Origin of the sequence: Methylomarinum vadi, assembly GCF_000733935.1 — a bacterium.
In the GTDB taxonomy this organism is placed as follows: domain Bacteria; phylum Pseudomonadota; class Gammaproteobacteria; order Methylococcales; family Methylomonadaceae; genus Methylomarinum; species Methylomarinum vadi.
In genome coordinates, this window is the sequence record NZ_JPON01000001.1 from 1,996,720 (window position 1) to 2,018,525 (window position 21,806).

Genomic DNA, 21,806 nt, shown 5'->3' on the forward strand with positions numbered 1-21,806 from the left:
TGATAGAGCCCCCTGTGCCAAAATTTCACGAACGATGAATATAAAGCATCGGCCGCCATATTTTTGCAGCAAGCTGCGAAGCGGGTTAACGTTCGCCTATTCCCCTGCTACCGACATTTGCTCGACCAAAATCGAACCGGTGCGAATATTGCCCCGCAGATCGACATCGTTACCGATGGCGACAATATGCCGAAACATATCGCGCAAATTGCCGGCGATGGTGATTTCTTCCACCGGATACTGGATTTCGCCGTTTTCCACCCAGAAGCCGGAGGCGCCGCGCGAATAATCGCCGGTCACCATGTTGACACCCTGCCCCATTAATTCGGTCACCAACAACCCTCTATCCATCTGCCGCAGCATGGTGGCAAAATCCTTGCCGCCCGGCTCGACGGTCAGATTATGTACGCCGTCGGCGTTGCCGGTACTCTGCATCCCCAGCTTTCTGGCCGAATAGGTACTCAATACGTAAGATTGCAAAACGCCGTCGGCCACGATATCGCGCTCTCGGGTCGCAACCCCCTCGCTATCGTAATTGGCGCTGCCCAACCCGGCTTTCAGATGAGGTTGCTCATGTATACGCACGAATTCCGGCAATATTTGCGTATCCAAGGCATCCAGCAAGAATGACGACTTGCGGTACAGATTTCCGCCGCTGACCGCCCCGATCAACGAACCGGCCAAACCGGAAGCCACCTCGGCCGCATACAGCACCGGGCATTGGCGGGTCGACAAGCCGCGCGCGCCAAGCCTACGGATCGTTCTTTGCGCCGCCATTTCTCCGACGCTTCGCGCCGACTCCAGGCAGCGCGGATCCCTAGCAACGGTGTACCAGTAATCGCGCTGCATCTTGTCGTCGCGCTGCGCCAACACCGAACAACTCAGCGCATGGCGGCTGGAACGGTAACCATGCAGGAATCCCAGGGAATTCCCCAAGACCCGAACACCCTGGTGGCTGTTGACGCTCGCGCCTTCCGAATTGGTGATCTCGGCATCGAAACGGCGCGCCGCATTCTCGCATTCGATCGCAAGATCGATGGCCTGCTCGGCATCCAATTGCCAGGGATGATTCAAGTCGAGATCGAGAAATTCGGAAGCCAGCAATGTTGGATCGGGCAAACCGGCATAGGGGTCCTCGCTGGCATAGCGGGCTATGCTGCAGGCCGCTTTGACGGTTTCTTTCAAGGCATCCGGCGACAGATCGTTGCTGCTGGCCGAGCCTTTCCGCTGCCCGAAATAAACCGTCACCGCCAAGCCTTGGTCGCAGTGGTATTCGATCGTCTCCACCTCGCCCAGACGCGCGGTCACCGACAAGCCGTTATCGACACTCAAGCCGGCCTCGGCGCCACTGGCCCCTTGCCTTTTGGCCTCGTCCAGCAGATCCTGGACTATATTTTTCAAGCGATTGATTTCTTCCTCGTTTTGCACAATTGTGAGCCTTTATTACGATTAAACGCTGGTTCCGCCGACAGTCAAACCGTCGATCTTCAAGGTAGGCTGTCCGACACCGACAGGTACGCTCTGCCCGTCCTTGCCGCAGGTACCGACGCCGCTGTCCAATTCCAGGTCGTTGCCGACCATGGAAACCCGGGTCAACACATCGGGACCGTTACCGATCAATGTCGCCCCCTTGACCGGCCGAGTGATCTTGCCGTTTTCGATCAGATAAGCCTCGCTGGCGGAGAACACGAATTTACCCGAAGTGATATCGACCTGTCCGCCACCGAAATTTTTTGCATACAATCCTTGCTTGACCGAACCGATAATTTCAGCGGGATCGTGCGGACCAGGCAACATATAGGTATTGGTCATGCGCGGCATCGGCAAATAAGCATAGGACTCACGGCGGCCGTTACCTGTCGCGTCGACGCCCATCAGCCGCGCATTCAGCTTGTCTTGCATGTAGCCCTTCAGTATGCCGTTTTCTATCAACACGGTATTTTGACTCGGCGTCCCTTCGTCATCGATGCTCAACGAACCGCGCCGTCCCGGTAATGTGCCGTCGTCCACGACGGTACACAGATCCGACGCCACCCTCTGACCGACTTTTCCGCTGAAGGCAGAAGTACCTTTGCGGTTGAAATCCCCTTCCAATCCATGGCCGATTGCCTCGTGCAGCAAAATGCCGGGCCAGCCCGGCCCCAGCACGACGGTCATGTTGCCGGCCGGCGCTTCGCCGGCTTCCAAATTGACCTGGGCCTGCCTGACCGCCTCGCGCGCATAGGCCAAGGCGGCGTCCTCATTGAGGAAATGACTGTAATCGCTGCGTGCGCCGCCGCCCATGCTACCTCGTTCACGGCGCCCGTTTTCCACCATGATGACGCTGACGTTCATTCTGACCAATGGCCGGATATCGGCCGCCAACGAACCGTCCTGGTTGGCGATCAAGACATTGTCATGGACGCCGGCCAAACTCACGATGACTTCCTCGATACGCGGATCGAGCTGACGGGTGTACTGGTCGACTCTATGCAACAGCTCTATTTTTTCCCGATCCGGCAACGAGGCCAACGGGTTCAACGGCGCATATAGTTGCGGCCAGTCTCCGCCGGCCGCGACCTGGGTCCTTCTGCTCTGCCCTTGTCTGACGATCGCTTTGACGTTATTGGCCGCTTCCAGCAAAATCGGCAACTCGATGCGGTCGCTGTAGGCGAAACCGGTTTTATCGCCGGATACCACCCTGACGCCGGCACCATGGTCGATATTATGGCTCCCTTCCTTAATGATACCGCCTTCCAAAAGCCATGACTCGAAATGACTGGATTGAAAATAAATATCGGCGGCATCCACCGGCACACTGAGCAGTTTCGCCATCACCTGGTCGATATCGCCGGCTTGCATACCATGCGGAGCCAAAATGGATTGAGTAACCTGATTTAATAATGCCATCGAGTTATATGTTCTTTAGGATTGAAAGAATTGACTAAGGCCTAATCAGCCAGTTCATTGATGATCGTATCATACAAAGCCTTCAACAGTTTAGGTGAGCCGTCTCCCAACTCTTCGCCGTCTTCGTTCACCGCCTTGTCCTTGTTGATCATTTCCGCTCGTACCTCCGTGGCCGTCTCATGCCACGCTACGGTCAGCTTATATTCGGCTTCGGCGTATTCTTGTTCGAAAATGAAAATTTTAACGTTGCCAAAGATTTGACTGCCCGAATCGATACTCGCATCGTATTTCACATAATACACGCCTTGTTCGCGATTTTTGTCGGTAATTTCAATCCCTTTCTTGTCTAGGGCTTGCCCGACCAAATCCCATGACCGGTCGAACAATTTCTTGATGCTCAAGACCGTCGGATTTTCCAAATCGTCCAGGAAGACGCTATCGGCCAAGGATTTTTTTGTCTGCTTCTCTTCGACTTCGGTACGACCAGGAGCGTGCTCAACGATAGCCAGACGGGGTGGCGTTTCCAGCTTTGTCGTATCTCGGTATTTCTTGCCTGACGAACACGCCGATACAGCCAATAACAAACAAGCCAACAGAAGTGCTTTCACAGTCATAATCAAGCGCAAAAAAATCGGCGATGCTCCAAAACGGGGAAGGATTGGCGGGTTTTTTGCAGCCGCTCCATATCGATATCGGCGCTGACGAAACCACTGCCTGTCTTATAGCAGTCGAGCAACACGCCCCAAGGGTCTATGATCATGCTATGGCCGAAAGTTTTGCGGCCATTCAGGTGAAATCCGCCTTGATTCGGCGCCACGACGTAGCACAGATTTTCTATGGCCCTCGCTCTCAACAATACTTCCCAGTGCGCGGCCCCGGTTTCGGCGGTAAAGGCGGCCGGAACCACCAAGACATCCAGGCCTTCCTTCGCCATCGAGCGGAAAAATTCCGGAAACCGCAGATCGTAGCAGACCGCTATCCCTAATTTACCGAACGGTGAATCGAGGACCAAGGCCTTGTCGCCCGGCTCGATAAAATCCGACTCCCGGTAAACCTCGTCGGAATCTGGAACACTGACATCGAACAGATGAATTTTATCGTAACGGCCGACACGTTCGCCGCGATCGTCATAGACCAAACAGGCCGCCCTGACCTTGTTGTCGGCGTTGGCGACCAGGGGAATCGTACCGCCCACCAGCCAAACACCGTATTTTTTTGCCGTGGAGGACAAAAAATCCTGAATCGGGCCGTCTCCATCTTGCTCACGAACCTTGACCTTGTCGTATTCATTCACGCCCATGATGGCGAAATTTTCCGGCAAGGCGATCAATTTGGCGCCGGCTTTGGCGGCTTCGTCGATCAATTTTTCCGCTTGCAGCAAATTGGAGCTGACATAGGGGCTTGATGCCATTTGTATGGCGGCACAGATTGTCATGCGTAAATCTCTTTCTCTATTGTTTAGAATATCCGGGCTGCGAGCACATGCGCGCATTGAATTTATTTGGCATCCGATTTCAGCCAGGGGAAATCGGTCAATTCGCTCCAGGTTTTTTTCAACAATCCGTCGCGATCGTGCAACGGAGTAATTTGCGCGTCATCCCAACTTCCCGTCACTTTGTATTCGGAACCGAAGAAATACCCCTCCTTGTAATCATCGGTAAAGACTTGGGTAACTATCGAAGCGATACCGCCCACAATTGTACCAGCAATAGGCACGGCGCCTGAACTTTTAGGAACCACCAGCACATTGTGGTTCAGGGTATGTTTTAGCAAATCGGCGACGCCGTATATCTTGACTCGGGCCGCGACCGCATCGATCAATAAATTATCGGTATAGGCCTTACCTTCCCTGATAAAGAATTTACCGGTGATGCGGTTAAAAGCCAAACCTTGCTGATAGATATCGCTAAAATCCAAGGAAAAGCGTTTGACCCATTGCTCCATCGCAATCAATCCCAACAAACGGCCGAAACCCGGTTCGATACTGGAAATCCGTCCGTCCGTCAGCATTAGTTCGAATTCGCCAAAAAAGTTCTCCAATGAAAATTGGTAAGGCGCGGCAAGCCAATAGCCGGATACATCGATGGCCGCTGCCGTGCCCCAAAGATCATCGTTATAGCCCAGTTTGCCCAACAATTTACCGAAATCGTCGCTATTCAGGCGGCCCTTGAACTGAGTCATGTCCTCGTCCCCGGAACGGAACCAATCGGCGGTCAAATCGATGCGGCTGTCGGGGCCGATCAGGCGGATTTTGTTGAAATGCACGCCTTGCTGCCGCCTTTCCGTTTCCAGTTCCAGTTTGCCCAAATCGACACCTCGCCAACGCAAATGTTCACTGAATATTTCGATTAATGGCACCTTTTCGCTACTCAGCCATGCTACCGGCAAATCCAACTCACTCAGCTTACTCAAATCCAAATAGGCCATGTGCAACGTTGTTTTATCGCCATCAGCCGAATTCACGGGTATGCTGACGGCACCCTGAGCCGGCAAACTGGTCAAATTTCCTTGCCAGTGTTGATCGATCCGCTTGAGGTCCAATTGTAATTTTCCTAAAAAACGCTGTTCCCAGCGCAGCTGCCCGATATTGACAGAAATTTCATTCAGGCTTGACCCGTAAGACCGTTGCTCCCCAGCCCCCCCGCTCAGCGAGTCGAACCAGGCGGACACATCAAAGATAGGCTGACTTATGACTAGCTTCAACCCGGCTTCATTGGGATAATTCGCCTGGCCGGGGCCGAACAGAATATTCCCCGCATAGAGGGTTTCTGTCTCCCGGTCTATCAGCAATGCCGAATTCAGCGCATTATCATAGGCGATCGTCACCGGCAAACGGCCGTTTTCCGCTATCGTCATATCGATTTGCAGCTTTTTGGCTTGCTTGTCCGATTTACCCAGAGGTTCGGGCAAATCCAACGCCATGCCTCGCAGATCACTTTGAATATGCAAATTCGGCGCTTCGTCTTCGGCAACGGGTATTTCCAGTTGCGCAACATAAGTAAGCTTCCCACGTGCTTTATCGTTTCGTAGAAAGGAAAACTGTTCTTGCAAATGCCGCATATCGCTTTTTCCTTCGATCTCGATGCGGGTCATGCCGTCCGCCGTCGCGATATTAGTTTGAATTGGAAACCCCAGCGCCTTTCCATCGAGTCGCTCAGAAAAAAGCCCCTGCTCGGTAAAACGTAAATCGCCAGTCAGTTCATCGATCTGTAACGCAATGGGTTTCACCGTCATGCCTGCCTGTCTTAAATGGACAGTGCCATTCACAGTTTCCGGCAAGTTCTCGGTCAATGGAATTTTTAACGCCAAATCGACGTCGGTCGCTCCCTTTATTTCCGCCGTTTGCAGAACGCCATCAACTGTCGCATGCAGAGGAGTTTGTTGTATGAACCCCAAGCCATCGGCGATACGCCCCCTCAATGCACCATTCACCATCAAATAATCGGCATCACTCAGCTTCGGTATGTCGACAAACGCCTGTTGCACTCGAACCCCGCTAGATTCGGCATGACCTATCTTGACACGCAGACTGTCGCCAAAGAAGTGCACATCGGCATCGAGTTGCTGCAATGAGGGCCATTCCGGATGATAATTGAGGGTAGCGTCCGCCACATCGAACTTCACCTCGAATTTACCTTGCCCGGATTCGAAGGGAAATTCGCTGAGCCTGCCCGATAACAGCATTTCGCCGTTGGCGACACGGCCGGCAACAAAGGCATGGTCCAACCAGTCGACCACGTCGGCATCCATGATTCCGACCGGAAAATAATCGGGTGCCCGGCTAGCATCGCCACGTCCCGCGAAGGCCATATGCATATTTAACATAAGCGGCTGTTCACCCTCGGGGACGGTAAGGGTAAATCTGGACTGGGTTTCCAGATCGTTATTATTGGCAATTAAATAGGGGGAAGACAGGATCCAACCGCCCGGGTCTTGTCGCCATTCGATCTGGCCGGCAAGCCGTTCCAATGCTATTCCTTCACGGAACAATCCCGGAAAAACGATCTTACCCGCCCGGCTGTCTAATGACAGATCCCCAGCCTCGTCACAGCCATGAATATAGCCACTCAGCCCAGAAAATTGCGGCATATCATCCGCAGAAGTCGCAACAACATCGCTAAATGTCCCATTGACGGCAAAACGGTGCCGATCACCGCTGACAAACAAGGCCATATCGTTTACCTCGCCGGCCACGGTAATGTCTTTAGGCAAGCGGGCCGATTGCTCCGGCGACAAAAAGAATGTCCCCAATTCACTTAGTTCCCGCAGATCCACCCGAGGAATCCAGGCTGAGAACTCATTATCTTGTTTAACTTCAATATGAAATTCGGCGGCCGGCCATTTCCGCTGAGGAACCGCCACTTGCAAATTACTGGCATCGAAACGCCAGCCGTCGTCAACCGAAGACCAATCCAGCAATCCGCTCATGCTATCGACAGTCAAAGTCTTGCCGTTTTGCTGCCGGAAAGCGATGTTCTTCACACGAATATCGGCGCTCAGTCGATTAGGTTTCGAGTCCGACCAATCAGACCACAATTCGAGGTCGCCACTGCCGCTGACGACAGCAATCCCGGAAGGCAACACGTCTACCGGCAACTCGGCAAGATGGATGTCGCGTCCCGAGATATACAGCCGGCCGCCAAGGTTGCCGCCGGCCAGGATATCTCCGGTCAGCGCCGCCGATATTTTCAATGACTCGCCGAATTGCTCCGGCAATTCGCTGATTAAATGAAGTTCATGATGGCTGTTATGGTTTTTGATCATTAAATCAAGGTTGCGAAAGACCCACTTCTCGCCGGCGCGTTTTTCGTCCAGCCAACTGATTTCGCTTTGCAAAATTTCGTATTTACCCGTTTGGGCCAACCATAACGGCCGTTCGTTACTGTCGGTGTTAAGCCCTTCGATACTAAGACTAGCGTCTTCATGGCGCACGACCGCCACTTTTACGCCGACCAGCGTCAACCAACTCGAGGACAACAGGTCACCGCTTAAAAGCAATTGCATGACATCCACGCCGACGCGAACTTCGGTCAAGGTCGCGGCGGGCAGACCTTTCTCGTCGACCGACAGAATATCGATATCCTGCAATATGACTTCCGGATTGAGTCCTCTCGTACCGGCGCTTAGCGAACCTATGTGCAAATGAATACCGGTCAGTTCGCGGAACTTATTTTCCAATCCGGCCTTATAGTTTTCGATCCCCGCCAAAAAGATCCGCGCACCGCTGATACCTACGGCACTTGCGACCAGCAGCCAGAATATCAGCAGCCGCGTCGCCCGCTTGAAATGATGGATCACAGAATTCTATTTACCTATAACAACACCACGTCGTATTGTTCCTGATTATATTCGGTTTCGGTCCTAAATTTGATTGACACCCCCAGGAACACCTCCAGTTCGGCCAACATGTCGGCCTCCTCGTCCAGCAACCGCTCGACCACTTCATTGGAAGCCAGCACCAGGATTTGCTGGACATTGTATTGCCTGACTTCGCGAATAATTTCGCGAAATATTTCCAAGCAAATGGTTTCCGCCGTTTTCAATACCCCACGCCCCCCGCATGCCTTGCAGGGTTCGCAGAGGATATGCTCGAGGCTTTCGCGGGTACGCTTGCGGGTCATTTCGACCAAGCCCAACGCCGAAACCTCCGTGATCTTGGTCTTGGCGTGGTCTTTATCGAGATTGCGTTGCAGGGCGTTCAACACTTGCCTTTTGTGCTCCTCGCTCTGCATGTCGATAAAATCGATAATGATGATCCCTCCCAGGTTCCGCAAACGCAGCTGGCGGGAAATCGTTTGGGCCGCTTCCAGATTGGTCTTGAAAATGGTTTCTTCCAGGTTCTTGCCGCCGACATAACCCCCGGTATTGACATCGACGGTCGTCATTGCCTCGGTTTGGTCGAACACCAAATGGCCGCCGGATTTGAGCTTGACCTTGCGGTCAAGCGCCTTGGTAATTTCATCCTCGACATTATAGATATCGAACACCGGCCGCTCGCCGGAATAATGCTCTATGGCCGGAACGATTTCCGGCACAAAGACTTGCGCGAACTCCAACAATTTCTGATAAGTTTCGCGCGAATCGACCCTGACTTTTTCGATGCCTTCCTTATAAAGATCGCGCAGGGTGCGAATACTGAGCGGCAAGTCTTCATGAATCAAGGTCTTGGCTTCGGCCTTATGGCTTTTTTCCACAATCGCTTCCCACAGCTTCATCAGAAAGGTCATATCGGAAAACAAAACGGCCTCCTCGACACACTCGGCCGCCGTACGCGCAATAAACCCGCCGCACTCGTGTTTTTGCTTGAAAGCCTCGATACAGGCTCGTAAACGGATTCGTTCGGCTTCGCTATCGATACGCTGGGAAACCCCGGAATTGACGGCATAGGGCATATATACCTGATAGCGGGAAGGGATCGAAATTTCGGTCGTCAGGCGCGCACCCTTGCTGCCGATCGGGTCCTTGGTCACCTGGACGATGAGTTTCTGCCCTTCGCGCAGATAATGCTCGATATTCTCGGAACCTTTTTTTTCCAGGTCCTTGCCGCTCAGATCCGATAAATGCAAAAAAGCCGCACGCTCAAGGCCGATATCGATAAAGGCCGCCTGCATGCCCGGCAGTACCCTGCACACTTCACCTTTGTAAACATTACCAACCAGGCCTTTCTGCCGGAAACGCTCGATAATGAGCTCCTGTAATACACCGTTCTCGATAACGGCGACGCGTATTTCAGGCGGCGTCACATTGATTAATATTTCTTCACTCATCTAATATATTGATTCCCTGCTTTTCCAGCAGCATGGCCGTTTCGAATAACGGCAAACCTACCACGCCGGAGAAACTGCCGGTGATGGAGCGAACAAAAACCGCCCCATGCCCTTGAATGGCATAGGCGCCCGCTTTATCCCGCGACTCCCCGGTACGCCAATAGGCTTCGATTTCAGCGGCAGCCAATTCTCTGAAACTAACTTCGGTAATACTGACTGCCTGATCGTGCCCCCTGCCTCTGAGCGAAATCGCCGAATACACCCGATGGGTCTTGCCGGACAACGCCTCCAACATCGCCCTACCATGCTCGAAATCATGCGGTTTACCCATGATTCGGCCATTCAACACCACGGCGGTATCGGCCGCCAGCACCGGCAGGTCACTTTGCAATCGCTCGCGACAAATCGCCGATTTCTCGGCGGCAACCCGTTCGACATAGGCGAGCGGCGATTCGTTCAACCTCGGGGTTTCATCGATATCGACCGCATGCACACGATAGGAAACACCGATTTGGTCTAGCAATTCCCGACGGCGTGGCGAAGCCGAGGCCAATATGATCTGTTTCGTCATGATCAGCGGTGATAGGGATGATGGTTAAGAATAGTCCAGGCTCGGTAAATTTGTTCGGCGACCACGACCCTGACCAGGGGATGGGGCAATGTCAGCTTGGACAGGCTCCAGGATTCGCGCGCCCGATCCTTGACCGCCTGCGCCAGCCCCTCCGGCCCTCCCACCATCAATGCGACCGGAGAGCTGTTTTCCTGCCAGCGCCGCATGGCTTCGGCCAATTGCGGCGTAGTCCAGGCTTTGCCGGGAATATCCAGGGTAACGATATGGGCCTTGTCGGGAACGGCGGCGAGCATACGCTCGCCCTCTTCCCTGACGATCCGGGCAATATCGCTGTTTTTGCCGCGTTTGCCTGGTACGATTTCCTTCAACATTAATTCCCAATCGCGCGGCAATCGCTTGGCGTATTCATTATACCCTTGCTGTACCCAACCGGGCATTCGGTTTCCTACAGAAATGAGTTGTATTTGCATGGGCATGCAGAATACACAGAAGCCGACCGCGTTGCAATGGACGAAATCGCCCGTTGAAAAAGGCGATGTATCGTGCCGCAAAATGTTGGCGCACGCCTTGTAAACGATCAAATTAATGTTATATTTTAATCAGCTATTTATTTAAGGCAGCCCCCTAATAATTCAAAATTTGGCTATTTAAATGTCTGTAAGTTTTTGAAAATGTTGGATGGCCAAATTCGCATAACGTTATTTTTAGAGGCTGCCTTAATTGAACCCATCGCTTCAACTAAGCAACAATGAAAATCAAATCAAGATTTCTGGGCGAGCAGCAAATAGACCCAAACACCATCATTAACTTTCCCAATGGCATCCCGGGTTTCGAGGATCAAAAGCGCTTCAAGTTATTTCATCAAGAAGGAAGCGATATCGTATTTTGGCTACAGTCCCTGGATGATGAGGACCTGACCTTTTCGGTCACCCATCCCAGTCATTTCCATATTAGCTACAGTTTCGCGCTTGATGACGATGAAGAAAAACTACTGGCGCTGGACAGCGACGAGGATTTATTGATTCTGATAATGCTGCACAAGGACGAAAACCAAGATCGCCCTACCGTAAAAGGATCGATCAGATCGCCCTTGCTAATCAACAGCCGCAGTCGCATTGGCCTGCAAAAGATGCTTCTGGATGTGGAGCAAAGTATTACGCTGACGGAAAAAAACAGCGAAATAGAGCTTGCCGAATCGTAAGATTAATCGTTTTCCGGTTTTGCAAATTCAGGACGATCAGCAAACTTGTCCGATTTGCCGCAAAAATATCACTAACAAGACAAATTATCGGTCGGGCGCATTATGAAACAAATGCGCCCGACCGGAAGGCGACCCAAAAGAGCTGTATAATGAATGCGCTTGTTAACAACTCTGCCGGAATTAGCTAGGCTGCTTGCACCGGAATCGAGTGACTGGAGCGGGCGATTCTATTATTTTCGTCGAAATAAACCAAAGTAGGCTTATAGTTGGCCAACTCTTTTTCGTCCAATTGCGCAAAAGAACAAACAATAATCAAGTCGCCCGGACATGCCAGGCGGGCCGCAGCCCCATTGATGGAAAAAATACCCGACTCTTCTTCGGCGCGGATCGCATAGGTAGTAAAGCGTTCGCCGTTATTGATATTGTATATCTGAATCTGCTCGTACTCCCTGATGCCCGAAAAATCTAAAATCTTTCCGTCAATCGCACAAGAACCTTCGTAATCCAGTTCGGAATGCGTCACGGTGGCTCGATGCAACTTGGCTTTAAGCATGGTAATTTGCATATCAATAATCTCGAATTTTAGAGAACCCAGTATTCTGCCTGAAATTACGCCTATGATCAAACCGAAAAAAACCAATCCACATGAAGACCGGCCTCTTTATTAGGCAGGTGCTTTCATCTCGGCTCGATGAATCCTGACCTGCGTTGGATAGGCGAATTCCAGATGATTTTTCCGCAATATCTCGGCAATTTTAAACATTACATCTTCCTTGACCGCCAACCATTCCGCCCAATTGACCGTCTTGGAAAAACAATATATCAAAATATCGATCGACGAGTCATTATATCGGTCCATGAAAACCAACTGGGTCGCTTTAATCCCTTTCACATCTTCCAGTGAAGACAATTTAAAATGACGATGTCCGGAGGCGAGCTTCTGTTTTGGATTGGCGATGCCGGGATGACTCTTCAACATTTCCCGCAAGTCATTCAATGCGTTGCGAATATCATCCATATTGCTTTCATAAGTCACGGCGATATGCATTTTTATACGCCGCCCTACAACCCTTCGGTTCCAGTTCATGACGCTGGAAACCGACACTTGGGCATTGGGAATCGTGATCAAGGCATTATCGAAGGTTCTGATGGTCGTACTGCGCAAGCCTATTTCGGCAACAGTCCCCTCGACATCGCCTATCTTCACCCAATCGCCCATGCGAAAAACATTATCGAATAAAATCGTAATGCCGCCGAACAAGTTCGACAATGTGTCCTTCGCCGCCAAGGCGAAGGCCAAGCCGCCGATCCCCAAGGTTGACATGATGGCGGTGATGCTGATGCCGAAATGATTCAAACCGATCGCCAAGACAACGACCAATATCAATACTTTGCCTGTTTGCACGCCCAGGTTGATCAATTCTTTCCGCAGCTCGGTATTGTTTTGACTGATCTTGCGCACCTGCACCAGCACCACGGTATCGAGAATCTTGAACATCAACCAGACAATGATCAGGCTGTAAATGACGAACGTAATATTCTCGATCGACGGCCTGTAATCGGTTTTGTAAAAAAACGCATAGGTCGCCAAATCTATTCCAAAAAATATAAGCAAGGCACGTGCCGGCTTTCTGATCTCATGATAAATCTGGGTCTGAAGATCCACTTCCTCATCGATGACATATTTTTTGATGAAGGAACTGGTGAATTTGAACAAAAAAGGATAGCTGAAATAGACCAATAAAATGATGGCAAGAGATACGCTTACGCCACCTACGTCGATCTTAAACGGAATCAATTTATGATTGATTCCCCGCAAGACATCGAAATGGTTGATATAGGAAATGATCGATAACAGCGAGAATTCCTGAAACCAGTGCGTGGATGCGATCTGGCGGGGATTGTTGACGACATATTTCAATATGTCCTGAAACGTCGTATTGACCAGCGTAAACTGCTGCTGATTGTGTTCGAATGCCGCAAATATCTGCCCCTCTACCGGAACTGCAGGCAATTTCAAGGTTTCGGCACGTTGCCTACTTTTTTCCAACAACCGCTGCGAAGCGGCGACGATTTCATCGATCCCGACATAGTTCGCGGAAGCCTGAATGAGAAATTCCAAATAAGAGCGAACGGCCTGGCGCGTCTTAGCCGTTTCCAATTCCGCCATATCCCGCAATACCGCAATTTTGTTGCCTCGCTCCTGGTTGATCGCCATGCGCGATTCCAGCAGGTTTTGTCTTTTCACATCGATAGCGGAGGGCAAACGCGCCAGCGTGGTTGTCCGCAATTGCCGCAGCAAACGCTCTAATTGGTCAGCCTGCTGCTCCAGCAACGCGCTGATGACCTCTTCGTCCCGCTCCTGAATCAGGTGCTCATTCAGAGCCTCCAGCTTGTCAACCGCCGCCAATATCTGTTGCTGACTCGAATCCGCCTTGGCAATGGCGGAAGAACAAAGCACGAACGAAAACAACAATAATAGGCGTAACAACATCAGTAGGATTATCGCGTGAAAGAAAGATTATCGATTAAGCGGGCCCGGCCCAACCTGGCCGCCAGCAGAATGACCAACTCCCGGTCGGCGGGCGTCGCCTCAAGAAGATCGGAAGGCCGGCAGACCGCCAGATAATCGGGTTGAAATCCGGCCGCGCTTAATTGCCGTAAATGTTGGTCGGCCAACTCGCGATAATCTGTCTGCCCAGCCAGAATAGCATCGCGGATTTGACACAAATTTTGATAAAGCCGAGGCGCAAGCGCTCTTTGTTCAGCCGTCAAATAACCGTTACGGGAACTCATCGCCAAACCGTCCGCCTCGCGCACGGTCGGTACGGCACAGATTTGGATTGGAAAATCAAGATCGGCTACCATTCGCCGGATGATAGCGAGTTGTTGAAAATCTTTTTGCCCAAAAAAAGCCAAGTCCGGCTGCACCATATTGAACAGTTTGCACACAATTGTTGCAACACCGTCGAAATGCCCAGGCCGGCTCGCCCCGCAGTAGCGCTCAGATAACCCGCTTACCGCAACATTGACCAAGGCAGGCTGCGGATAAATTTCCGCCACCGTTGGCAAAAACAACAAGTCTGTCCGTGCCAATTGCAATTTTTCGACATCCTCTTGTTCGGTACGAGGGTAAGCCTCGAAATCCTCCCCCTCGCCAAACTGGGTCGGATTGACAAAAACACTGACCACTACCTTGCCGGCGCGCCGGCGGGCGGCATTGACCAACGCGATATGGCCGGCATGCAGGTTACCCATGGTTGGCACCAACGCAATACTTTGCCCTTGCCGCCGCCATTGCCGAATAATCGCTCTTAATTGCTCAATTCGCGTTACAGTTTGCATTTAATAACAGTGTTCGGGAGCGGGGTACATGCCGGCCTTGACTTGGTGCCGGTATTGCCTGACGGCCTCTTCGATACTGCCAACGCCCGTCATGAAATTTTTGAAAAAACGCGGTTTTCTGCCGACATCGATATTCAAAATATCGTACAGCACCAAGACCTGCCCATCGCAGTCGGCGCCGGCGCCAATCCCGATCACCGGAATCGTCAATTCCCTGGCGATTCTTGCCGCCAACGTCGCCGGCACGCATTCGAGCACCAACAAACTGGCACCCGCCTGCTCGACCTTATGCGCATCCGCCAACATTTGCTCGGCCACTTGCGGTTGCTTGCCTTGCACCCGATAGCCGCCCAATTGATTGATGAATTGCGGCAACAAACCCAAATGACCGCAAATCGGCACGCCTTGTTCGACCAAGAAACGGATGATCTCGATATGAGCGCCTTCTAATTTTACCATTTGTGCGCCCCCCGCCTGTAGCAAGCGGGCCGCATTTTGCGCCGCCATTTCGACAGTGGCATAACTCATAAAGGGCAAATCCGCCACCACGAAAGCTCTTTTTCGCGCCCGAGTGACACAACGACAATGATACACCATGTCTTCGACCGACACAGGCACGGTGCTCTCTTGTCCTTGGACCACCATCCCCAAGGAATCGCCAACCAAAATCAGGTCGATACCGGTCCGATCCAGCAAGGCGCCAAAACTGGCGTCATAGGCGGTCAGACAGCAAATCTTTTCTCCGGCCCGCTTCATCTCGGCCAAATCGACCACCGACAACGCTTTATTCAAATTCGGGGTAGTATAGAGCGTCATGATTTTATTTTATGCAAGCCGGCCAAGGGACATTGTCTTACCAATTCCTTCAAGACCCCATATCCGGGAATCAACAAATCCGCTTCGGCTATTTCCTGCAATGGATAAAGAACGAAGGCCCGCTCCGAGATGCCGGGGTGCGGCACCACCAGGTCGGCTTCGGAGATTTGCCGTTTACCATACAGCAGCAAATCCAAATCCAGGGTTCTGGCGCCCCAGCGCTTTCCCCTGACCCGGCCGTGATGATTTTCTATTGCCTGTAATTGCCTGAGCAGCTCGATGGGAGTCAAGCTCGTGCGCACCGCCATCACCGCATTGATATAATCGGGTTGATCCTGCGGGCCCATGGGCGGGCTGCGATACATACTGGAAAATGCGATTTCTTCGACCCGATCCAGAGCCTTGATTTCCTGGCGGGCGGAATCTATTTGCTCTGCCGGCTCGGCCAGATTGCTTCCCAGACCGATATAAGCGACATCCGCCATTGGCTCCGGATTACTCATGCGTATTCGACTTGGTTTTTTTACTGCGAAATTTTCCGCTACGCCGACTTCTTCCTTTGTGGCGACTGTTTTTTGCCGGACGGGTCATTTTTTTCTGCTCGGCTTCGTCGACCTGTTGAAAACGGCTCCACCAATCGGCCAATTCCGCATCCACATCACCGGCCTGTGCCCTGAGCAATAGAAAATCATAGGCCGCCCGAAAACGCGGGTGGGATAACAAACGATAAGGCCTGACACCGCTGCGCTTAGTGAAACGCGATTGCAACAGCCATACTTCCCTCATCGACTGCGTGACTCGCTTAGGTATCGCGGTAACCTTGACTTGCCGGTTTAGTATCCCGCTAGCGGCATGTTGATAGGCAAAAGCCTCATTCTCCCCGCTATCCATCAACCTTTTCGCTTCAAGTTGCAACGGCTCCCAGAGAAATGCCGCGAATAAAAAATAAGGCATCACCGTTTTGCCCTCAGCGACACGATTATCCGAATTTTGCAAAGCTTTTACCAAAAACACACGTGGAAAATCGTGGTCCTCGGTTTCCAGGCACTTGTCTGAATCGGGAAACAATACAGCAAACAAGTTGTAATGCCTCAACATCTCGAATGTTTGCAGCCCGTATCCGGACATGAACAACTTCAGCGTTTCGTCAAACAGCCGCGCAGCGGGGATACCTCGTAATAATTCGGTCAACTCATAAATCGGTTTTTCAGTCTCTGGATCTATGGAAAAACCCAATTTGACGGCAAAACGTACCGCCCGCAACATTCTGACCGGGTCCTCGCGATACCGGGTGACGGGGTCACCAATCAGTTTCAACACTGCCTTGGCATGGTCTTCCATGCCGCCCGTATAATCGACCACGGAAAAATCACGGATATTGTAATACAGCGAATTCACCGTAAAATCGCGTCGCCAGGCATCCTGCTCGATAGTTCCGAAAACATTGTCTCGTAACAAGCGCCCATCCTCGTGTACCACCTGTTGCCCGCTGTCTTCTTCCGCTTCACCGCCACGAAAAGTCGCTACCTCGATGATTTCTTGACCGAAATAGATATGCGCCAAGCGAAATCGTCGCCCGATTAAGCGACAATTACGAAAAGTTCGTTTTACCTGTTCGGGGCTGGCATTGGTCGCGACATCGAAATCCTTCGGCTCTCTACCCAGCAACAAGTCCCGTACGCAACCACCGACCAAATAAGCGTCGAAGCCTGCCTTTTTCAGGCGATACAACACCTTCAGGGCATTTTCACTGATTTGAGAGCGGGAAATATTATGTTCCGAGCGCGAATAGATCTTACCGACACGCGAGGTCTTTTTCTGCTGTGTTTGGGAGGCAGCGCCCAGAATTTTTTTGAAAAAGTTTAAAATGGCTGTTATTCCCTTTGTCCGCACAATTATCCGCTCGATTTCCAATAACGATGCGAAATCATTGTTTTGTTTCACTAATATTAATTCAAACCCGGTCGCTCCATCTATTCGCATTACGCCCAAGCACAGCTACCGCCGTTTGCTTTCGTTAGCTATTAGCCGGTAAACCCATCGATGCTACCGGTTCGAATATCTTTATTCATATAGAAAAACAACACTCGGCACGACCATTTGCATATAATAGCATTCCCACGGATTGACGCTCAATCAGCAGCTTTCTTTTACATTGCACTTTTTTATATAGTAAAATTCGACGATCTGTTTTAATACCGCCAGCAACTATGGCTGCATTGATACGGCCGACTGCAAGGTACGCGAACACCTAAGCCGTATGCCTGTTTTTAAGCGTTTAGCCCCCGGGGAAACTTATGTTAAAAAAGATTATCGACAGTTTGATTGACCACCCTTTATTGACCAGCATCTTTGTTGTTGACTTGGTTATCCTGTTATTCCATAAACCCCCTTTTATTTTTTCGTTCCTGATGCTGGGCGCTCTGGTCGCGATCAGCATGTATCTCGGACAAAAGCTGGCGCTGTTTAAAAACTAAATTGCGAAACTCTCGATCGACGAAAAATCCCGGCCAGACCGACATGGCGGCGCCGGGCTTTTGGCGTCGCATGGTAGCCGTTCTTTACGATTCACTCCTATTATTAGCCGTATTGTTTTTTGCCACGGCTTTAGTCCTACCGCTAAATTCCGGCCAAGCTTTTACCTCCGGACAAGCCTATTATCCAGCTTATCTGTTGATCGTTGGTTTTTTGTTTTACGGCTGGTTCTGGACGCATGGCGGCCAGACGCTAGGGCTGCGCAGCTGGAAACTAAAATTAGTGACCAACACTCATCGGCCATTGACCTGGAAACACGCCTTGCTGCGTTTCGCCGGCGCATGCATTTCCTGGTTGTTTTTAGGCATGGGATTTCTCTGGATTCTGGTCGATAAAAAAAAACTAGCCTGGCACGACCGTCTTTCGGGAACGATACTCATATTTGTCGAGAGAAACGAACCAAGGCGCGACCCATGAATGGACGCGCCTCGTCGATAATTCGCCTTATCTGACGACTTGCTTACATCTCAATACAACATCCTTGACATGGCAACGATACTTGCCGGCATAATCGCCGCCACATTCCTCGCACACCACCTCGCCTTCGTCAACCACCGAATCCAGGGCCCAGCCATAGCCTTCCTCTTCGCACAATATCCTTGAATATTTTTGAAAGCGGCTATACCCCTTATACGAATCGGGTTTTTTCTTCACTTTTTCTATCGCTTTTTCTTTCGCCACACATCCCGGGCTTGACTTCAGGCTGCCGGTGACTTCCTTATAAACCCATTCATCGACATTAGTCGCCAAGGCAAAACAAGGAAAAGACAACAAAGCGATCAAGCTGATTATTCTAGAATTCATAATATTCACCTTCTATTCACCTTACGTTATTATTATTTAGTGAAATTCCACTCTACCATTGAAAACCCTATCAATGAAAGGCTTTCTACCGACTATTTTCCGCTAGCTAAAATAGCCGGTAAAACCCATGCTATAATCCAATTTCACCATTACGCTATCAGAAGGGTGTTACAAAAATGAAAAAAACTACAAAATACTTATCTCTAGCCGCCGTATTTTTCGCGTTCCAGGTTAATGCCGAAACCATCAAACTGGAAGACAATTCCAAGATTCTCGGCAAATGGCATGTCGACGCGGCCGCTGCCGCCCTGCATAAGGAAAAAAGAGCCCAAGATTCGGTATGGGAATTCAAGGATAACGGCACACTCGTTTCATCGGGAAAAGACGTGGTCAGCGGCCGCACCGGCATGATGTCGATTAACCTCAAATACGTCGTCGAAGACGGAAAAATTAAAAAACAGACGTCTCCCGGCCGGGAAAAATACGATAATTGTAGCGTTATCGAGCTGACCGACAAAAACATGACGCTAAAATGCACCTATCTGTATTACTTCTTAAGCAAAATGTAACAGCAAAACCCGATTTTACTGGTGTATTCTCATACACCAGTAAGCATCCTCATTAACGCACCTTGCTGACCGCGAACAACGCCGCGCAAAACACCACTAGGCTGGGCAGTATTGCCATCAACATCGGATTAAAACCATAAACCAGCCCCAGGTGGCCGGCAATTTTGTCGAAAATATTGAAAGTCATGCCGATGATAATGCCAATCATCATCCTCCCGCCAGTCCCTATTCCACGCCTGATTCCAATGACGAATGGCGCCGACACCATCAGCATGACAAAGGTAACAAACGGATTGACCAAACGACTCCAGAAGGCCAGCTCGAACGACTGGGATTTCTGATTATTTTCCTTTAAAAAGTCGATATACATAAACAAGTCGTATAACGATAAATTATCGGGGTTGACCACGACGATACTCAACAAATCCGGGTCAATCGACGTATTCCAATTTTGCTCGGCGAGCGTATCCGCGAAAACCTGCCTGGAGGCGACTTCCGACCAACGGATATTCTCCAGACGCCATTGCCGCTGCCCCAGATAGCGCGCCGTCTCGGCATGCTTCATTACATCAAGGCGTCCTTCATCTCCCAGATGATAAATACTGATATCACCCAAATAACCGTCGTCATGAATCTGCCGCACATTGATAAAGTCATTCCCTTCCCGCAGCCACATGCCATAGCGCGAATGCATGACGACTTTTTGATTTTGCGCCGTGGTTCTGATTAGTTGCGCGGTTCGCTCGGCGGCTGGCGCTACAAATTCACCGACCACCAACGAAATAACCACCAGGACCAACCCAGCCAGCATAATCGAACGAATGACCCAAAAAACCGACAGGCCAATGGAACGCATCGCGATGATTTCCCGATTGTTTGCCATGGACCCCACCACGAACAAACTTCCCAATAAAGCCGCCGAAGGAATCAGTTCATAAAAGACACGCGGCGAGGTCAAGGCCAAATACATCAGGATTTCCTTCAGGCCGTAACTTCCTTTGCCCAAGTCCTTCAACTCGTCACTGAACGTAAACAAATTGAATAAAGTCAACAACAGCAGCACGGTGACCAAGGAACCCTTGACGACTTCCTTGATGATGTAACCGGTTAAAACATTCATGCCTGGGCCTTCCCGCTCAATTTCAATTGAATCCATCGCCAACCATACAGTCGGATCAACAACCCTCCGCCCAAAATCAGCAATAACAGATATATCCAGAAATAGCCAACGTCGGCCGGCAATGTCTCCTTCACCACCCAACTGTGGTTAACCCTGATCAAATTACCGTAAACAAAATAAATTCCAAAGGCGACCAGCAAGCTACCATAGACGCCGCCACGGGGAGATAATTTAGCCAACGGCACGGCCAGAAAACTTAAAAAAAGCACGCCCAGCGGTATCGACAAACGCTTTTGAATTTCGGCTATATCGTACGGTTTGTCCGATTTCCACAGTTCCTCGGTACTGATCGCTTCACGATGCAATGTCACGGCGCGGCTTTTCTTTTCGATCCGCACGCCGTATTCGACGAAATTCTCGATGACGAAATCTTTCTGTCCCGGAACCCCCTGAATCCGCTCGCCCTGCTCTAAAATCAAATACAATCCTCCAGGACGATATTCCAGTCGCCCATGCTTGGCATTAATGATACCGAGCCGGCCATGTTCGCGATTTTGCACAAAGACATTGTTCATGCGGCCACCGAAATCGATATCCTCGACATAAAACACCAGCTCCCCGCTACTGGATTCGGTAAAGCGCCCGGCCGAAATACCGCGTATGTCCGCCGAACTCTCGTCTTCGGCCGTCATGATCTGCATACGCGCCTCGGCCCAGGGGGACGCCACCAGCGACAACGCCGACGCCACCAGCGACAACGGCAACACCAACAAAAATACCGCGCGATAAATTGCGGCAGCCCCACCACCGGCGGAAGCAATCGCGGCCATTTCCTGATCCCGGTACATCCGCCCCAACACCATCAAAATCGCCATAAATATCGACGCCGGCAAAAAAGCAGCACTCGCGACGACCATTTTCAATCCCAGAATACTCAGCACGGTCTCATTGGAAATACTGCCTTCGATGGCTTTCCCCAAGACCCTGATGAACTTGCGGCTAACGATAATAATGACGATCACGGACAACACCGCCATCACCGTTTTCAACAAATCCATGAAGATCATCCTATCCAACACCGATACCAGGCGAAACGAATTCCTTCCGCCCACGTTACTCGCCCCTGCGTTCAATCAACTTTCCCCCTCATTCTAATGTATAATTCAAAGACATAGTTTACTGTATTATG

Annotated in this window: 21 protein-coding genes; 4 read left to right on the forward strand and 17 right to left on the reverse strand. The window is 50.9% G+C overall.

Going from position 1 to position 21,806, the window contains the following annotated elements; translation table 11 throughout:
* Positions 1-96: 96 nt before the first annotated feature.
* The 8 genes from pmbA to rlmH form a co-directional block, all read right to left on the reverse strand.
* Positions 97-1,428: a metalloprotease PmbA gene (gene pmbA, locus EP25_RS0110015; RefSeq protein WP_031433745.1), complete on the reverse strand. Its 1,332-nt coding sequence runs from the start codon at positions 1,426-1,428 to the stop codon at positions 97-99.
* A gap of 21 nt (positions 1,429-1,449) precedes the next feature.
* Complete coding sequence (gene tldD, locus EP25_RS0110020) at positions 1,450-2,889, reverse strand: metalloprotease TldD (RefSeq protein ID WP_031433746.1); 1,440 nt, start codon at positions 2,887-2,889, stop codon at positions 1,450-1,452.
* Positions 2,890-2,930: 41 nt separating this feature from the next.
* The gene (bamC, locus tag EP25_RS0110025) at positions 2,931-3,503 is read right to left on the reverse strand and encodes an outer membrane protein assembly factor BamC (RefSeq protein WP_031433747.1); all 573 of its coding nucleotides are present in this window, start codon (positions 3,501-3,503) and stop codon (positions 2,931-2,933) included.
* Between the two features lie 2 nt (positions 3,504-3,505).
* Positions 3,506-4,324, reverse strand: coding sequence for a carbon-nitrogen hydrolase family protein (locus EP25_RS0110030; protein ID WP_031433748.1), 819 nt, complete (start codon positions 4,322-4,324; stop codon positions 3,506-3,508).
* Between the two features lie 62 nt (positions 4,325-4,386).
* Positions 4,387-8,187, reverse strand: coding sequence for a YhdP family protein (locus EP25_RS0110035; protein ID WP_031433749.1), 3,801 nt, complete (start codon positions 8,185-8,187; stop codon positions 4,387-4,389).
* A gap of 14 nt (positions 8,188-8,201) precedes the next feature.
* On the reverse strand, positions 8,202-9,656 hold the full coding sequence (gene rng / locus EP25_RS0110040) for a ribonuclease G (protein WP_031433750.1): 1,455 nt from the start codon (positions 9,654-9,656) through the stop codon (positions 8,202-8,204).
* Positions 9,649-10,227, reverse strand: coding sequence for a Maf family protein (locus EP25_RS0110045; RefSeq protein WP_031433751.1), 579 nt, complete (start codon positions 10,225-10,227; stop codon positions 9,649-9,651). The genes rng and EP25_RS0110045 overlap by 8 nt, the downstream gene beginning before the upstream one ends.
* Before the next feature lie 2 nt (positions 10,228-10,229).
* Positions 10,230-10,697: a 23S rRNA (pseudouridine(1915)-N(3))-methyltransferase RlmH gene (rlmH, locus tag EP25_RS0110050; RefSeq protein ID WP_031433752.1), complete on the reverse strand. Its 468-nt coding sequence runs from the start codon at positions 10,695-10,697 to the stop codon at positions 10,230-10,232.
* A 278-nt stretch (positions 10,698-10,975) separates the two neighbouring features.
* Here rlmH and fliW point away from each other — a divergent pair, with 278 nt between their 5' ends.
* Complete coding sequence (fliW, locus tag EP25_RS0110055) at positions 10,976-11,428, forward strand: flagellar assembly protein FliW (protein WP_031433753.1); 453 nt, start codon at positions 10,976-10,978, stop codon at positions 11,426-11,428.
* A gap of 184 nt (positions 11,429-11,612) precedes the next feature.
* On the opposite strand, the gene panD is transcribed toward fliW, so the two are convergent.
* From panD to pcnB, 6 genes are all read right to left on the reverse strand, one after another.
* Positions 11,613-11,993, reverse strand: a complete 381-nt coding sequence (gene panD / locus EP25_RS0110060) for an aspartate 1-decarboxylase (protein WP_031433754.1) — start codon at positions 11,991-11,993, stop codon at positions 11,613-11,615.
* A gap of 99 nt (positions 11,994-12,092) precedes the next feature.
* Complete coding sequence (locus tag EP25_RS22455) at positions 12,093-13,922, reverse strand: mechanosensitive ion channel domain-containing protein (RefSeq protein ID WP_051906543.1); 1,830 nt, start codon at positions 13,920-13,922, stop codon at positions 12,093-12,095.
* An 8-nt stretch (positions 13,923-13,930) separates the two neighbouring features.
* Positions 13,931-14,773, reverse strand: coding sequence for a pantoate--beta-alanine ligase (gene panC / locus EP25_RS0110070; protein ID WP_031433756.1), 843 nt, complete (start codon positions 14,771-14,773; stop codon positions 13,931-13,933).
* Positions 14,774-15,589: a 3-methyl-2-oxobutanoate hydroxymethyltransferase gene (gene panB / locus EP25_RS0110075; RefSeq protein WP_031433757.1), complete on the reverse strand. Its 816-nt coding sequence runs from the start codon at positions 15,587-15,589 to the stop codon at positions 14,774-14,776.
* Positions 15,586-16,092 (reverse strand): 2-amino-4-hydroxy-6-hydroxymethyldihydropteridine diphosphokinase, encoded by a 507-nt coding sequence (gene folK, locus EP25_RS0110080; protein ID WP_031433758.1) that lies wholly within the window; start codon positions 16,090-16,092, stop codon positions 15,586-15,588. The genes panB and folK overlap by 4 nt, the downstream gene beginning before the upstream one ends.
* Complete coding sequence (gene pcnB / locus EP25_RS0110085) at positions 16,085-17,467, reverse strand: polynucleotide adenylyltransferase PcnB (RefSeq protein ID WP_407661372.1); 1,383 nt, start codon at positions 17,465-17,467, stop codon at positions 16,085-16,087. Before pcnB ends, folK begins: the two co-directional genes overlap by 8 nt.
* Positions 17,468-17,886: 419 nt before the next feature.
* On the opposite strand from pcnB, the gene EP25_RS0110090 reads away from it, so the two are divergent.
* Both EP25_RS0110090 and EP25_RS0110095 read left to right on the forward strand, forming a co-directional pair.
* Positions 17,887-18,066: a hypothetical protein gene (locus tag EP25_RS0110090; protein WP_031433760.1), complete on the forward strand. Its 180-nt coding sequence runs from the start codon at positions 17,887-17,889 to the stop codon at positions 18,064-18,066.
* 43 nt (positions 18,067-18,109) lie between these two features.
* Entirely contained in the window at positions 18,110-18,541 is a 432-nt protein-coding gene (locus EP25_RS0110095; RefSeq protein ID WP_051906545.1) for an RDD family protein, read from the forward strand.
* 27 nt (positions 18,542-18,568) lie between these two features.
* Here the strand turns inward: EP25_RS0110095 and EP25_RS21910 are convergent, their stop codons facing one another.
* Entirely contained in the window at positions 18,569-18,928 is a 360-nt protein-coding gene (locus EP25_RS21910; RefSeq protein ID WP_036300433.1) for a hypothetical protein, read from the reverse strand.
* A gap of 176 nt (positions 18,929-19,104) precedes the next feature.
* Here EP25_RS21910 and EP25_RS0110105 point away from each other — a divergent pair, with 176 nt between their 5' ends.
* On the forward strand, positions 19,105-19,497 hold the full coding sequence (locus EP25_RS0110105) for a hypothetical protein (protein ID WP_031433762.1): 393 nt from the start codon (positions 19,105-19,107) through the stop codon (positions 19,495-19,497).
* A gap of 52 nt (positions 19,498-19,549) precedes the next feature.
* Here the strand turns inward: EP25_RS0110105 and lptG are convergent, their stop codons facing one another.
* On the reverse strand, positions 19,550-20,617 hold the full coding sequence (gene lptG / locus EP25_RS0110110; protein ID WP_031433763.1) for an LPS export ABC transporter permease LptG: 1,068 nt from the start codon (positions 20,615-20,617) through the stop codon (positions 19,550-19,552).
* Positions 20,614-21,729 carry an LPS export ABC transporter permease LptF gene (gene lptF, locus EP25_RS0110115; RefSeq protein ID WP_327036926.1) on the reverse strand — a complete coding sequence of 372 codons (1,116 nt, stop codon included), beginning with the start codon at positions 21,727-21,729 and terminating at the stop codon, positions 20,614-20,616. The genes lptG and lptF overlap by 4 nt, the downstream gene beginning before the upstream one ends.
* Positions 21,730-21,806 lie beyond the last annotated feature (77 nt).